Origin of the sequence: Gramella sp. AN32 (genome assembly GCF_023718305.1) — a bacterium.
Classification (GTDB): Bacteria; Bacteroidota; Bacteroidia; order Flavobacteriales; family Flavobacteriaceae; genus Christiangramia; species Christiangramia antarctica.
On record NZ_QEYO01000002.1, the window covers coordinates 208,043 to 222,016 of the forward strand.

General features: G+C 38.9%; 16 protein-coding genes. 7 read left to right on the top strand and 9 right to left on the bottom strand.

The annotated features are described in order from the left end of the window. Positions 1-14: 14 nt before the first annotated feature. Positions 15-458, bottom strand: coding sequence for a membrane lipoprotein lipid attachment site-containing protein (locus DHD80_RS03460; RefSeq protein ID WP_251739604.1), 444 nt, complete (start codon positions 456-458; stop codon positions 15-17). Between the two features lie 156 nt (positions 459-614). Then, complete coding sequence (recA, locus tag DHD80_RS03465) at positions 615-1,628, bottom strand: recombinase RecA (protein WP_251739605.1); 1,014 nt, start codon at positions 1,626-1,628, stop codon at positions 615-617. A gap of 192 nt (positions 1,629-1,820) precedes the next feature. On the opposite strand from recA, the gene DHD80_RS03470 reads away from it, so the two are divergent. The 7 genes from DHD80_RS03470 to DHD80_RS03500 all read left to right on the top strand — a co-directional run bounded on the left by DHD80_RS03470 (position 1,821) and on the right by DHD80_RS03500 (position 8,913). Next, the gene (locus tag DHD80_RS03470) at positions 1,821-2,852 is read left to right on the top strand and encodes a rhodanese-related sulfurtransferase (RefSeq protein WP_251739607.1); all 1,032 of its coding nucleotides are present in this window, start codon (positions 1,821-1,823) and stop codon (positions 2,850-2,852) included. A gap of 184 nt (positions 2,853-3,036) precedes the next feature. Further along, entirely contained in the window at positions 3,037-4,209 is a 1,173-nt protein-coding gene (gene ricT, locus DHD80_RS03475; RefSeq protein WP_251739609.1) for a regulatory iron-sulfur-containing complex subunit RicT, read from the top strand. Beyond that, positions 4,202-4,690, top strand: a complete 489-nt coding sequence (locus DHD80_RS03480) for a gliding motility lipoprotein GldH (RefSeq protein ID WP_251739611.1) — start codon at positions 4,202-4,204, stop codon at positions 4,688-4,690. The genes ricT and DHD80_RS03480 overlap by 8 nt, the downstream gene beginning before the upstream one ends. Positions 4,691-4,716: 26 nt before the next feature. Continuing rightward, on the top strand, positions 4,717-7,026 hold the full coding sequence (locus tag DHD80_RS03485) for a transglycosylase domain-containing protein (RefSeq protein WP_251739612.1): 2,310 nt from the start codon (positions 4,717-4,719) through the stop codon (positions 7,024-7,026). A gap of 107 nt (positions 7,027-7,133) precedes the next feature. Beyond that, a complete protein-coding gene (locus DHD80_RS03490; RefSeq protein WP_251739614.1) occupies positions 7,134-7,832 on the top strand; it encodes a CoA transferase subunit A in 699 nt (232 codons plus the stop codon). Between the two features lie 32 nt (positions 7,833-7,864). Further along, positions 7,865-8,218 (top strand): four helix bundle protein, encoded by a 354-nt coding sequence (locus DHD80_RS03495; protein ID WP_251739616.1) that lies wholly within the window; start codon positions 7,865-7,867, stop codon positions 8,216-8,218. A 41-nt stretch (positions 8,219-8,259) separates the two neighbouring features. Further along, positions 8,260-8,913, top strand: a complete 654-nt coding sequence (locus DHD80_RS03500; RefSeq protein WP_251739618.1) for a CoA transferase subunit B — start codon at positions 8,260-8,262, stop codon at positions 8,911-8,913. Here the strand turns inward: DHD80_RS03500 and DHD80_RS03505 are convergent. The 7 genes from DHD80_RS03505 to DHD80_RS03535 form a co-directional block, all read right to left on the bottom strand. Next, positions 8,910-9,629 carry a 3'-5' exonuclease gene (locus tag DHD80_RS03505; protein ID WP_251739620.1) on the bottom strand — a complete coding sequence of 240 codons (720 nt, stop codon included), beginning with the start codon at positions 9,627-9,629 and terminating at the stop codon, positions 8,910-8,912. The two genes, DHD80_RS03500 and DHD80_RS03505, sit on opposite strands and share 4 nt — an antisense overlap. Next, positions 9,619-10,770, bottom strand: a complete 1,152-nt coding sequence (locus tag DHD80_RS03510; protein ID WP_251739622.1) for a serine hydrolase — start codon at positions 10,768-10,770, stop codon at positions 9,619-9,621. Before DHD80_RS03510 ends, DHD80_RS03505 begins: the two co-directional genes overlap by 11 nt. Positions 10,771-10,777: 7 nt before the next feature. Continuing rightward, entirely contained in the window at positions 10,778-11,251 is a 474-nt protein-coding gene (locus tag DHD80_RS03515) for a methylated-DNA--[protein]-cysteine S-methyltransferase (RefSeq protein WP_251739623.1), read from the bottom strand. Then, entirely contained in the window at positions 11,238-12,344 is a 1,107-nt protein-coding gene (locus DHD80_RS03520; RefSeq protein WP_251739631.1) for a CNNM domain-containing protein, read from the bottom strand. Before DHD80_RS03520 ends, DHD80_RS03515 begins: the two co-directional genes overlap by 14 nt. Before the next feature lie 129 nt (positions 12,345-12,473). Continuing rightward, positions 12,474-12,956 (bottom strand): hypothetical protein, encoded by a 483-nt coding sequence (locus DHD80_RS03525; RefSeq protein ID WP_251739633.1) that lies wholly within the window; start codon positions 12,954-12,956, stop codon positions 12,474-12,476. Between the two features lie 92 nt (positions 12,957-13,048). Further along, entirely contained in the window at positions 13,049-13,396 is a 348-nt protein-coding gene (locus tag DHD80_RS03530; protein WP_251739634.1) for a hypothetical protein, read from the bottom strand. Between the two features lie 67 nt (positions 13,397-13,463). Beyond that, the gene (locus tag DHD80_RS03535) at positions 13,464-13,973 is read right to left on the bottom strand and encodes a DinB family protein (protein ID WP_251739636.1); all 510 of its coding nucleotides are present in this window, start codon (positions 13,971-13,973) and stop codon (positions 13,464-13,466) included. Position 13,974 lies beyond the last annotated feature (1 nt).

Consider the following 13,974-nt stretch of genomic DNA (forward strand, 5'->3'; position numbering starts at 1 on the left):
CGGCAAATTATGTTTTAATCAGCAGCATTTACCGGAACTATGACTTCATCATAAATTGGCTCATCGTTTTCATCAACCCCCACAAGAAGTTTAAATTTATAATCTTCTGTGTCTGTGGAATTTAAATTTACTGTAAGGGGAACGCTTTTTAATTCAACTTCAGTATCAGTACAATTTATAGCAGGATTTTTTTGAACAACTACACCAATGAATACTTCTTTAAAATTACCATTTTCGCTGGTAGGCTCAACGACATTAAAACTCAAATCTGTAAACTGGCTGCATGCTGGTAAATTATATCCCAGGCTCACGTCGTAGGAGGTGTTTAAATCGAACGATTCAGGGAAGTCATTGCTCACAATGGGCGCAAAACTGTACTCTAGATTCGGAGAATCATCATCTATTGAACAGGATACAAGAGCTAAAACAGCAACAAATAGGAAAACTAACTTTTTCATTTTTTTACTTTATTATTTTATAATAGATGTAAAATAATCAAAAAGGTTGCGTCAGGATCAAAGAAAAAGAAACCGGGTAAAAAGTATTCAAAACCTTATTAGATATCGGGATACTTCGGGTTCAGGTTCAAACTGGTGAATACAGGCTATTAAGCGTTATTCTTTGGCCACTTTAATCGCAGCTATAATTTTTGTTTCCAACTCTTCCATAAGATCCGGATTGTCTTTTAGCAGCATTTTCACCGCGTCTCTACCCTGGCCAAGTTTAGTGTCTTCATAAGAAAACCAGGAGCCGCTCTTTTTGATTATTTCGTAGTCCACACCAATATCGATGATCTCTCCAATTTTCGAAATTCCTTCCCCGTACATGATATCGAATTCGGCAGTTCTAAATGGCGGGGCAACTTTATTCTTCACCACTTTAACCCGTGTTTTATTCCCCATCACGTTATTGTTACTATCTTTTATCTGCGTAGATCTTCTTATATCCAACCTTACCGAGCTATAGAATTTCAATGCATTTCCCCCTGTGGTGGTTTCAGGATTTCCGAACATCACCCCAATTTTGTCCCTAAGCTGGTTAATGAAAATCACAGTACAATTGGTCTTGCTTATGGAGGCGGTTAACTTTCTAAGTGCCTGGGACATCAACCTGGCATGAAGGCCCATTTTAGAATCCCCCATCTCACCTTCGATCTCACTCTTAGGAGTTAATGCCGCAACTGAATCGATCACGATAATGTCAATTGCCCCGGAACGGATTAAATTATCGGTAATTTCAAGGGCCTGTTCCCCATTATCTGGTTGGGAAATTATCAGGTTATCGATATCTACATGAAGCTTTTCCGCATAAAAACGGTCAAAGGCATGTTCCGCATCAATAAATGCGGCGATACCACCTTTTTTTTGCGCTTCAGCAATAGCATGTAGGGTTAAAGTTGTTTTACCTGAAGATTCCGGGCCATATATTTCAATTACCCTCCCTCTTGGTAAACCACCCACTCCTAAAGCCAAATCCAGGCCTAAAGATCCTGTAGAAATAGAATCAATATCCACTACGGCCTGGTCGCTCATTTTCATGACGGTACCTTTGCCGTAAGTTTTGTCCATTTTATCAAGGGTAAGCTTTAAAGCCTTTAATTTTGCTTCTTTTTCTTTATCGTTGCTCATGAATGTGTTTTAGATCCAAAAATATGGTCTGCTAAAATAAGATAAGTTTTGCTGCAATACAACAAAACTTATCGCCCTATTTGGAATATTTCCAAAAATTAGGATAGGTATTTCAGGTTAAACTTATATTGTCACACATTTGAAAAATGTATATTTGCTGAAATTTTCTTAATCTTAAAATATTGGTATAGCATGCAACTGTACAATAAATTAAGCGCCAGGGAAAGGGAAGCTTTACTGGAAGAGGCCGGTGAAGACAGGCTTACCCTTTCTTTCTACGCGTATGCAAAAATCGGGAATCCCGAATTATTCAGAAATCATCTTTTTATCGCCTGGGACCAAATAGATGTCTTGGGGCGTATTTATGTGGCCCATGAAGGGATTAACGCGCAATTATCTGTTCCGGCTAAAAAATTTGAAGAGTTTAAAAACTTTATTGATCAAATTTATTTTCTCGAAAATGTGCGTTTGAACATCGCGGTTGAACATGATCTCAAGTCTTTTCTGAAATTGAAAGTAAAAGTGAGGGATAAGATCGTTGCCGATGGGTTGAATGATGAAACCTTTGATGTTCGAAATAAGGGAATTCATGTAGATGCCTTAAAATTCAATGAATTGATCGCAGATCCTAATACGATTCTGGTTGATATGCGCAACCATTATGAAAGCGAAATTGGCCATTTTCAGGGAGCGATCACGCCAGATGTAGATACATTTCGGGATTCCTTGGATATTATTGAAGAAGATCTTAAAGATCATAAAGAAGATAAAAACCTGGTGATGTATTGCACCGGTGGGATTCGTTGTGAAAAAGCCAGCGCCTATTACAAACACAAAGGCTTTAAAAATGTATATCAGCTGGAAGGCGGAATTATAGAATATGCCCGGCAGGTACAAAATCTTCAGCTGGAGAATAAGTTCATTGGGAAGAATTTTGTTTTTGATCATCGCAGGTCTGAAAAAATTACCGAAGATGTGATCGCACATTGCCACCAATGCGGAAAGGCTTGCGATACGCATGTAAATTGCGCCAATGAAGCTTGCCATTTATTATTCATTCAGTGTGAAGAATGCGCAGCAACTATGAACGATTGCTGTTCAGATAAATGCAAGGAAATTGCCGCCCTGCCATATACAGAACAAAAAAAACTAAGACAGGGAAAAGGCAATAGCAATAAGATTTTTAAAAAAGGAAGGTCGGCAGTTTTAAAGTTTAAACACTAAGACTTCTTCAAATGGCTTTGCCAATTAATATTGGTATATTTACGTTTGAAAATTTTTATGAACCTAAAAGAGGTGCTTCTATAACTGACAGGCGTAAAAATACGCGACGATTTTTGAAGGCTTTAATGCCGAATGTTAAGTAGAAAGGTTAGAAAAGAAGCGGTACTCTTTCAATATATAATATATGGCTTGCAGCAGTTGCTCGACCGGGAAAGACGGTCAGCCGAAAGGATGTAAGAACAATGGAACCTGCGGTACCGATGGTTGTAATAAACTAACCGTTTTCGATTGGCTTTCAAATATGTCGCTTCCCGGCGGCGAGGCACCTTTCAATTATGTGGAAGTACGTTTTAAGAACGGTAGGAAACACTTCTTCCGAAATTCTGAAAATTTAAGTTTGAGTATAGGCGATGTGATCGCTGTAGAGGCCAGTCCCGGTCATGATGTTGGGATTGTGAGCTTAACAGGGGAGCTGGTTCGTATTCAGATGAAAAAGAAAAAAGTAGATCCGGATTCGCCGGAAGTTTTAAAAGTCTATCGGAAAGCTTCTCAAAGGGATATCGACGTCTGGCAGGAAGTTAGGGACCGGGAAGAAAAAATGCAGCAACGCTCCAGGCAAATTGCGATTCGGCTTAACCTAAGCATGAAAATTAGCGATGTGGAGTTCCAGGGCGATGCTTCCAAAGTTACTTTTTATTACACGGCAGAAGATCGTGTGGATTTTAGGCAATTGATTAAAGAATTTGCCCGTGAATTCAATACCAGAATTGAAATGCGCCAGATTGGCCTGAGACAGGAAGCAGCCAGATTGGGCGGAATTGGTTCCTGTGGGCGTGAATTGTGTTGCTCCACCTGGTTAACAGATTTTAGATCGGTAAGCACCTCTGCAGCAAGATATCAGCAGTTATCATTAAATCCGCAGAAACTAGCGGGACAATGCGGGAAACTAAAGTGCTGTTTGAACTACGAATTAGACACTTATTTGGAAGCTTTAAAATCTTTTCCAAAAATCGACGTTAAGTTAAAAACGAAAAAAGGTACAGCAGTATGTCAGAAAATTGACATATTTAAAGGTTATCTGTGGTACGCCTATGAGGGTGAATGGATGAACTGGCACCGTTTAACTCCGGAACAGGCAAACAAAATTGTATTTAAGAACAAGAAAGGGGAGCTTGCAGGTAGTCTGGAAGAATATGAATTGGAGATCCAAATAGAAGAAAGCAAAGAGCCAGATTTCAATAATGCCGTGGGCCAGGATAGTTTAACCCGATTTGATGCACCTAAAGGCAATCGTACCAAAAGGAATAAAAAAAGGAAGAAACGAAAAGGAAATTCTTCAAAGTCTAAAAATGCGTAGGGTTTTAGGATTTTTTTGCCTGTTTTGGGGAATACTATTTTTTTCTTCCTGTGATGAAAAGCGGGTCTATGATGAATATAAATCGGTGCGTGATTGGAATAGGGATTCATTGGTGAGGTTTAATCTTGGTAATCTGGATACAGCAAAAACATATAATCTATTTATCACTTTACGCAACAATAATGATTACGCTTACAGCAACCTTTTTCTAATTACGGAAATTCAGTTTCCCGAAGGAAAAGTGATAAGCGATACCCTGGAATATGAAATGGCAAAACCTAATGGTGAGTGGTTAGGCACAGGCTTTGGAGATGTAAAAGAAAATAAACTCTGGTATAAGCAAAATGTAAAATTTGATGAAGCCGGAAATTACTTTGTACAAATCAAACAGGCGATGCGGAAAAATGGTGAAGAACAAGGTATTCAAGAATTGGATGGAATCACGCATGTGGGTTTCCGCATAGAAAATATAGAAAATTAAAATTTTACGGTTTAATAGATCATTAAATGGCCCGCACTACAAAAAAAACTAAGGAATCAAAGCAAAGTAACCGCCGCTATATCATTTGGTTCTGGACCCTCTTTGGTGGAGGTGTTTTAGTAGCTATTCTTATTTTTCTGCTTGCTGGTTGGGGTGTTTTTGGAGAAATGCCTTCTTTTGAAGAATTAGAAAATCCCGAAACCAATCTTGCCACAGAAATTTTCTCTTCAGATGGGGAAACCCTCGGAAAATATTACAGCGAAAACAGGACACCTATTAAATATGAAGATTTACCGGAACATTTGGTTCAGGCTCTCATTTCTACGGAAGATGAACGTTTTTATAAACATCCCGGTATCGATGCCAAAGGTACCACCAGGGCTGCGTTTTATCTAGGAACCAAAGGTGGTGGGAGTACTATTACCCAACAATTGGCCAAGCAGCTTTTCACTTCCAATGTTGCCAGCAACAATGTGGAAAGGCTTTTTCAGAAGGTGAAAGAATGGGTGATTTCCACAAGGCTGGAAAGACAATATACCAAGGAAGAGATCATTACCATGTATTTCAATAAGTACGATTTTGTATATCAGGCAGTCGGGATAAGATCGGCTTCAAAAATTTATTTTGACAAAGAACCACGGGATTTAAAGATTGAAGAATCTGCGGTGCTGGTAGGAATGCTTAAAAATTCCGCTTTATACAACCCCATGCGCAGGCCGGAACTTGTGTTGGGAAGGCGCAATCAGGTATTGGAACAAATGAATCGTAACGGATTTGTTAGCGAGCAGGAAATGGATTCGCTCAAGAAGTTGGAAATGAACATTAAATTTACCCCACAGGGCCATGATGAAGGTCTGGCTACCTATTTCAGGGTATATCTTCAAAATTTCATGAACCAGTGGATCAAGGAAAACCCTAAACCCGATGGGACCGAATATAATATTTTCAGGGACGGTTTAAAGATTTATACCAGTATCGATTCTAAAATGCAAAAATATGCTGAAGACGCGGTGACTAAACATATAGCGAATCTTCAGACTGAACTGAACCGGCAAAATAAAAATAATAAAACAGCACCTTTTAGGGATATTGATGAATCTGAAAGGGAGAATATTATTAGTGTTGGCATGAAACGTTCTGTGCGCTGGAAACAAATGAAAGCCGATGGGAAATCTGAAGAAGAGATAAGGGCCTCTTTCGAAAAACCTGCGCAAATGGAAATTTTCAGCTGGAAAGGAAATATAGATACCACTATGACTCCTCGTGATTCTATTCTTTATTATAAATCTTTTTTACAAAGCGGGATGATGTCTATGGAACCCCAAACCGGTGAGGTGAAAGCCTGGGTTGGCGGGATCAATTTCAAGCATTTTAAATACGAACATGTAAAACAGGGAAAACGACAGGTAGGTTCAACCTTTAAACCTTTTGTGTATGCCACGGCAATCGACCAGTTAAAATTTTCTCCCTGTGATACCATGCCTAGAAGCCGCTTTACAATTGAAGCGGGTAAACACGGGAATATGAAAGATTGGTCCCCAGCAAATAGCCCTCCGGATTATAGTGGAATGTTGACCTTGAAACAGGCATTAGCAAACTCAGTGAATAGCATTACGGCAAGATTAATTGATAAAACAGGACCAGGCCCGGTTATCGATTTGATAGGAAAACTGGGGATAGATACTGAAAATATACCTGCAGTGCCATCTATTGCATTGGGAACGCCAGATATTAGTCTTTTTGAAATGGTTTCTGCTTATAGCACGTTTGCAAACCAGGGAGTTTATATTAAACCTGTTATTGTAAATCGAATTGAAGATAAAAATGGAACTGTACTTTATCAAAATGTTCCCGAAACACGGGATGTTCTAAGCAAGGAAGCCGCCTATGTAACCATAAATCTTCTGGAAGGTGTGACTCAGGGAGGTTCAGGGACACGATTAAGAGGTACCTGGGCAACTAATAATGAATTTTATAAAAGTGCGATTACGGGTTATCCTTATGATCTTAAAAATCCAATAGCCGGGAAAACCGGAACTACTCAAAATCAGAGTGATGGCTGGTTTATGGGCATGGTTCCAAACCTGGTAACCGGAGTTTGGGTGGGCGCAGAAGATCGCGCCGTGCATTTTCCCGGGATTCGATACGGCCAGGGTGCTACCATGGCGCTGCCTATATGGGGGATGTATATGAAATCTGTTTATGCCGATCCCGATTTAAATGTTTCCACGGAGGAGTTTGAACGGCCGCAAAATTTAAGTATTGAGATCAATTGTTCTAATTATAACTCCAGGAGCAATTCTGATAATTCGGTACCAGATGAGATCGATTTTTAAATCTTCTTCAAAAAAACAGCGCAAAATCCTAAAAAACTTACTTTTTAGCAATTCTTAAGATTGTTAGCAGATTTTAATTTTCGTATTTTCGGATAAAATTCTGAAAAATGATTCTTAAAACCGTAGATAATGTGCAGCAGGCCACTGAAGGTATTCAGGATGGAATGACCTTGATGCTGGGAGGCTTCGGACTTTGTGGTATCCCTGAAAATGCAATTGCTGAACTGGTTAAACGCAACGTAAAAAATCTTACCTGTATTTCCAATAATGCCGGAGTTGATGACTTTGGGCTAGGACAACTTTTACATAAGAAACAAATCGATAAAATGGTTTCCTCATATGTAGGCGAAAATGCCATTTTTGAAAAACAGATGCTTAGTGGAGAACTGGATGTAGAACTTATTCCGCAGGGAACATTGGCGGTAAGGTGCCAGGCTGCCCAACAGGGTTTCCCGGCAATTTATACCCCGGCGGGTTATGGTACTGAAGTTGCTGAAGGCAAAGAAACCAGGGAATTTGATGGGAAAATGTATGTGCTCGAAATGGCATTTAAAGCCGATTTTGCCTTTGTTAAAGCCTGGAAAGGTGATAAAGCCGGAAATTTAATATTTAAAGGTACGGCCAGGAATTTTAATCCGGTGATGTGTGGCTCGGCAAAGATCACAGTTGCTGAAGTGGAAGAACTGGTTGAACCGGGAGAATTGGATCCCAACCAGATTCATATTCCGGGAATCTTCGTACAACGAATTTTCCAGGGAAAAGATTACGAGAAAAGGATTGAACAACGAACAGTTCGTACTAAGTAATTTTAAAATTTATCAATTTGAGCATTTGAAAATTGAGAGATGATAAGGAAAATATTATAGTTCAAAAGACTTTTGATTTTGCCCTAAAGATCATTTCATTCTCTGAAAATCTCAGGTTAGAAAAGAAATTTGAGTTGGCTTCTCAACTATTTAAAAGTGGAACATCGATTGGAGCGAATGTTAGGGAAGCTCAAAATGCGGAAAGTCCAGCAGATTTTATCCATAAATTCAAAATTGCTGCGAAAGAATGTGAAGAAACTTATTATTGGTTACACTTATGTAAAGAATCTGAAGTATTACCTTCTCCTAAAGAAGGTTTGATACAAGAACTAAACATTATTATGAGAATTATTTCCAAAATTATCAGCTCATCCAAAAAGCGTTAATTTTCAAATTAACCAATTCTCAAATTTACAAATAGAATAAGATGTTAGACAAAAACGGAATTGCCCAAAGAATAGCGAAAGAGATAAAGGATGGATATTATGTAAATCTGGGAATTGGTATTCCAACTTTGGTGGCCAATTTTGTGCGTGATGATATCCAGGTGGAGTTCCAAAGTGAAAACGGTATTTTGGGAATGGGCCCCTTTCCTTTTGAAGGAGAAGAGGATGCCGATCTTATAAATGCGGGGAAACAAACCATTACGGCTTTGCCCGGTGCAAGCTTTTTTGATTCTGCTACCAGTTTTGGAATGATTCGGGGTCAACATGTAGATCTTACCATTCTTGGTGCGATGGAAGTTGCCGAAAATGGTGATATCGCCAACTGGAAAATTCCGGGGAAAATGGTAAAAGGAATGGGCGGGGCCATGGATCTCGTAGCTTCCGCGGAAAATATTATCGTAGCCATGATGCATACCAACAGGGCAGGAGAATCCAAATTATTAAAAAGATGTAGTTTGCCCTTAACCGGTGTGGGTTGCGTTACTAAAATTGTAACCAATCTGGCGGTTTTAGAAGTGACTGAAAATGGCTTTAAATTATTAGAAAGGGCTCCGGGAGTAAGTGTGGAGGAAATTCAAAAATCTACGGAAGGTAAACTGATTGTAGAGGGAGAAATCCCTGAAATGCAATTCTAGAAATCTACCGTGATAATTTCAGAATCTTCGAGTAGTTTTTCCTGTCTTAGTTTTAAAATTACCTGGGCAATAGCAACAACATCGCGTTCGCAGTATTCAATAATTCTATTAAGTTCGTTCTTTTTATAATAAACCTCACAAACCATCGAGCCATCAATATCTTCTTTGGGAGAAGGAATGCCCAAAACATTAGTGAGCAGTTTTAGTGAAGTATAGTGTTTATAATCGCCGAATTTCCATAGTTCCAGCGTGTCCAGGTGCGGCACTTCCCAGGGTTTTTTCCCAAAGAGATCCAGTTTTGGAGGCAATTTTATATTGTGTATAAGCATCCTTCTGGCGATGTAGGGAAAATCGAATTCTTTCCCGTTGTGCGCGCAAAGTAAGTGCTGAGGTTGGTGAAAATGATCTTCCAGAATTGTTTTAAATTCCAGCAATAATGTTTCTTCCTCTCCACTAAAAGTAGTTGTCCTAAAAAGTCTGCGTTTATTTCTGAAATGAAAAAAACCAACCGAAATACAGATAATTTTACCAAATTCGGCCCAGATTCCCGCACGATCATAAAACTCTGAAGGGGTAAATTCGTCTTTTCGCTGGTATTTTGTCTTATCATCCCAAAGCACTTTTTTCTCCTCATCCATTTCAGAATAACTGGAAAACTCCGGGACGGTTTCAATATCCAGAAAGAGAATATTTTCGAGATCTAATCTATGAAGCATTATTATTCAGCATCTTATATACTTCATCAAGATAAAGATAAAAATCTTCATAATGATTTTCCCCACTTTTTTTCGGAAGGACTTTTTCTCCCAAACGAATAACTATTAGCTCATCTTCGGGAATACAAATTACATACTGGCCAAGAACGCCCCGCATATAATAGATCTTTTTACCCAAATGATCGCTGAGCCAGAAACTGTAACCGTAATAAGGGGTTTCTTCAAATCTGGGCTGAGTAGCTTTGGCAATAAATGCCGAATCGATCAATTGTTTTCCTTCCCATTCGCCATAATGATTAAAAAGCTTCCCGAATTTCGCGAAATTCCGTGCATTGCTGGCGATACAGCAATAGGCTTTTTCCATTCCGCCTTGCTCGCTGTCTAGCTGCCAGTAGGCTTCGCTGTTCATACCCAAAGGTTTCCAAAAACTTTCGCTTAAATACTCGCTAAGATTTTTTCCGGTCGCTTTTTCCAGGACCATTCCTAGTAATTCAGTATTTCCGCTTAAATAACTGAATTCTTTTCCCGGCTCTTCAATCACCTTCAATTCCAGGATCTGTTCTTTAATATCTTTACCGAAGTAGCCCCGGGCAGTGGAGGCAAACGGATTATAATAACTCTCATTCCAGTTTAACCCCGAAGCCATTGAAGATAGGTCGCCTAAGGTGAGACGCTTATCAAACTCCGGGAAAAAGTCGGCCACCGGCTGGTCCAGATTTTCAATATAGCCCTCCTGAATGGCTTTGAATAGCATGGCCGTAGTGATCGTTTTTGCCATGGAGAAAGAGTTGGTTCTGGAATTTTCAGTAAAATCATTGAAATATTCCTCAAACCAGATACTGTCATTTTTGATAATTAGAAATGCTGCCGTTTGTAATTCCGCATTTAAGCGTTTAAGTTCCTCTGTTGGTTGAACTTTATCTTTTGCTGAATGCACGGGCCATTCCTGATTGGTTTCCGAAGCTTTTATTATTCTATTATCGAAATATATATAGTCATCGATAAAGGCCGTTTTATGCCCATTTAAATAAGTAACCTGAACGGCCCTGAAAATGTAACCGTAACCAAGAATGTAAAGACCTAAGGAGAAAATTGCCAGAAATAAAAACAGGTAAGCTAGAAATTTCAGGAATTTACTCATAGTTATTTTAAAATAAGCTTTGTTGTGAGGGGGGATTTTCAAAATCCAGGAGCCATTTTTTACGCTGAAGCCCGCCGGCATAACCGGTCAAACTTCCATTCGTTCCAATTACACGGTGGCAGGGGACAATGATCCACAGGGGATTTTTGCCGTTAGCCGCGGCGACCGCACGAATGGCCTTTTCGTCGCCCAGTTTTTTAGAAAGCTGGAGATAGGAGGTAGTAGTTCCAAATGGGATATTAGATAATTCTTTCCAGACTTTTTGCTGAAATTCAGTTCCCTGAGGATTTAATTTTAAGTCGAAATTTTGAAGATTTCCGCTGAAGTATGCATTGAGTTGGGAAATTGCTTTTTCCAGTTCCTGCGGAATTTCAGAAGTAATAGATGTGTTTTCATCCAGGACTTTCACTGAAGCAATACCAGCTTCATCACCGGTAATTTCAGCAATTCCAAGAGGTGTATTAATTTTAGCTATTTTCATCCCTGTTTTCTTCCACCTCTTTTCTTAGTTGTTCCTTACGTTGAATAAGTCCCAGTCTCTTTGCCCTTTTCTCCCAATTCTTCCGGGCCAGGACCTGCATATCTTCCACACTGTCGCTTTCATCCATGATCTCAAGACCCAGCAAAGTTTCGATGATATCTTCCATGGTTACGATCCCGGTCACATTCCCATATTCATCAACAATCATCGAAATGTGTGCGCGTTGTTGAACGAATATTTCGAAAAGCTCGGGTAGCGGAGTATTGTCTTTGGTAACCAGAATGTCACGCTTGATTTCGCTGAGCGGTTTTTGGCCTTTTTCATCGATCATTTCTTCCAGGACATCATCCTTTAAGATAAAACCTGAAATATTATTCGATTTATCTTTAAAAACGGGGATTCTTGAAAAATTCAGATTTTTGTTGTTTTGATAAAAATTTTCCAGGGACATACTTTCATCTTCCACGATTGCCACCGAAAATGGGGTCATAACGTCTTTGGCTTCCACCGATTTAAATACCAGTAAATTCTTGATCACGGTAGATTCACTTTCTTCAAAAACACCCTCTTCTTCAGCAGCATCGGTAATTGCTGCAAATTCTTCCCGGCTCATGGAATTTACATGGGCAGATTTCCCAATCAATCTGGTGGTCAACAATAAAAGCCATAAGATCCCTGTATATTTTAGTGGAAAGATCATTATTTTCAATGTCTTCGCGGTAAAATTCCCCAGTGATTTCCAATAGGTCGCACCAATGGTCTTCGGAATAATTTCAGATAATACCAGAATGGCCAGCGTCATGATCGCCGAAACAATTCCTACCGCATTTCCTCCGTCACCATAAGTTTTTTCAGCCTGCACTCCAACGAGAATGGCACCAACAGTATGGGCAATCGTATTGATGGTCAAAATAGCGATGAGCGGTTTATCGATATCAGTTTTTAAATTCGCAAGAGTATCTGCGAAGGCTTTCCCTTCATGTCTTTTTATTTTGATATAGGAGGGCGTAATGCTCAATAATGTGGCTTCCAGGATGGAACACAAAAAGGAGAAAAATATCGATACGGCTGCGAATAATAGGAGTAGACCCATTGATTTTTATAGTTTACCGGCTAATTTATACAATCTTAAAGCAATTAAGTAAAAAGAAATTATAAATACCAATAAAAAACGGCTTTCGGAGTTTCCCGAAAGCCGTAGAAAAAACTTTAATCCAACCCGTTAAGAAGCAAGATTTTTATGGAGCAATTCGTCCCATTTTTTAGCTTCGTGCAGCCTAATTTCAGCATCTGTGCTATCTGCATCATCTTCATCATAAAAGGTGATAGCGGTGACCTTTGAATCTATTTTATTTTCTAATTCCAGCCTTAAGTGCATGATCTTTTCTTTTTTGTTTTTAGTTTTTCCCGGAAATAGCTGTTTGCTAACCTGAACTTTCCCAACCTGATGAAGGTCTATAATTTCAAATTCCGGTTTTTCCTTGTTTTCAAGAATGATCAGTTTTTTCGCCTGCGTATCCAGTCCAAGATTAAGGTGGCCTATCGACTCTGTTTCGGTAAGAGTTAGCTTGTTGTCGCCGGCATATTTAAACAATAAATTGTTCTTCTTTTTTTCGATTGCATGCTGTCTTATAAGTGCATAAATAATGGGGAAAAAGAATAAACCAAATAGGAATAATCCTATGATTACGGAAGAAGTATCCATTTTAAAATATTTTAATTAAGTATAAAGAATTGCTTTCCGCCAGGCGGAAAATGTGGGCAGCTATGAGCTGCGACTATAATTAAAATGGATTCTTACCAGAAGCTATGGAAGGGAAAAATTTGAACTTTTAAAATGCTTTTAAGATCTAAGCACCGGGGAGGGGCTTGTGCGACAACTTTGGAATGATGTACACAAAAAGCTGTTGAATTGGAGGCTGAAAATTCAAGTTTAAACTCGTCTTCATTTTCAGAATTTGAAGGAATATAAACTTCTTCAACTTCTTCTGAAAAAATTGTTTTGGAAAGATCTTTCGATTTTAAAACCTCACCTTTTTCAGCAGGATGGTCAAAATTTGGAAAATATGAAAAAGAATTTGTCGCTGTGGTCGAAAGAAAGACCAGCAGTAAGCCAATATTCAGCACATATTGAAATTTTTTCACGACGTAAAGGTACACAGAATGCAAATAGGTGAGTCTGCCGATTTAGAATTTAGCTATAAAATTAACATTACCAGCCTAGATAGGCGGGAGGCTCGATTCCTTTTAAATTTAAATATACGATAAGCTGCCCACGATGATGGGTGACATGATCCTGCATTAAGTTTAGCATTTGGAGCAGGCTCATTTCCCCGGCAAAAAAATCCGTTTTATGTTGAAGGTCTTTTTCTGAAATATGCTGCATGGTTTCACTTACGCGATCAAAAGACTGGCTTATTGTTTCAATAATTTCAGCTTTAGCCCGGGGAAATTCTGCCGTATCCAATTTCTCTTTTGAAAGATAATCTGAATTGATCCAGTTCATATTTCGGTTTATATGATCCAGTTGTTGAGCAAAGGTCATTTCCCTTTCCGTAGGTTTAAAAGCATATTCCTCTTCCGGCATAGCCTCAGCAACTTCAATTAAGTAATTTTTTGAGTTTTCCCATTTTTTCTGAAATGCCTCTAAATATTCAGAATCCTGCCCAAAAGAACTCATCGTTAAAAAAAGCAGGATCGCTCCTAAAACCAATTTTTTCATA

What these genes read in the sequence shown, in the direction of transcription:
- DHD80_RS03480 (WP_251739611.1), top strand. Translation starts at nt 4,202, where the DNA reads ATGCGTAGGGTTTTAGGATTTTTTTGCCTGTTTTGGGGAATACTATTT.
- DHD80_RS03470 (WP_251739607.1), top strand. Translation starts at nt 1,821, where the DNA reads ATGCAACTGTACAATAAATTAAGCGCCAGGGAAAGGGAAGCTTTACTG.
- DHD80_RS03510 (WP_251739622.1), bottom strand. Translation starts at nt 10,770, where the DNA reads ATGAGTAAATTCCTGAAATTTCTAGCTTACCTGTTTTTATTTCTGGCA.
- DHD80_RS03535 (WP_251739636.1), bottom strand. Translation starts at nt 13,973, where the DNA reads ATGAAAAAATTGGTTTTAGGAGCGATCCTGCTTTTTTTAACGATGAGT.
- DHD80_RS03460 (WP_251739604.1), bottom strand. Translation starts at nt 458, where the DNA reads ATGAAAAAGTTAGTTTTCCTATTTGTTGCTGTTTTAGCTCTTGTATCC.
- DHD80_RS03505 (WP_251739620.1), bottom strand. Translation starts at nt 9,629, where the DNA reads ATGCTTCATAGATTAGATCTCGAAAATATTCTCTTTCTGGATATTGAA.
- recA (WP_251739605.1), bottom strand. Translation starts at nt 1,628, where the DNA reads ATGAGCAACGATAAAGAAAAAGAAGCAAAATTAAAGGCTTTAAAGCTT.
- DHD80_RS03490 (WP_251739614.1), top strand. Translation starts at nt 7,134, where the DNA reads ATGATTCTTAAAACCGTAGATAATGTGCAGCAGGCCACTGAAGGTATT.
- ricT (WP_251739609.1), top strand. Translation starts at nt 3,037, where the DNA reads ATGGCTTGCAGCAGTTGCTCGACCGGGAAAGACGGTCAGCCGAAAGGA.
- DHD80_RS03485 (WP_251739612.1), top strand. Translation starts at nt 4,717, where the DNA reads ATGGCCCGCACTACAAAAAAAACTAAGGAATCAAAGCAAAGTAACCGC.
- DHD80_RS03525 (WP_251739633.1), bottom strand. Translation starts at nt 12,956, where the DNA reads ATGGATACTTCTTCCGTAATCATAGGATTATTCCTATTTGGTTTATTC.
- DHD80_RS03500 (WP_251739618.1), top strand. Translation starts at nt 8,260, where the DNA reads ATGTTAGACAAAAACGGAATTGCCCAAAGAATAGCGAAAGAGATAAAG.
- DHD80_RS03520 (WP_251739631.1), bottom strand. Translation starts at nt 12,344, where the DNA reads ATGGGTCTACTCCTATTATTCGCAGCCGTATCGATATTTTTCTCCTTT.
- DHD80_RS03515 (WP_251739623.1), bottom strand. Translation starts at nt 11,251, where the DNA reads ATGAAAATAGCTAAAATTAATACACCTCTTGGAATTGCTGAAATTACC.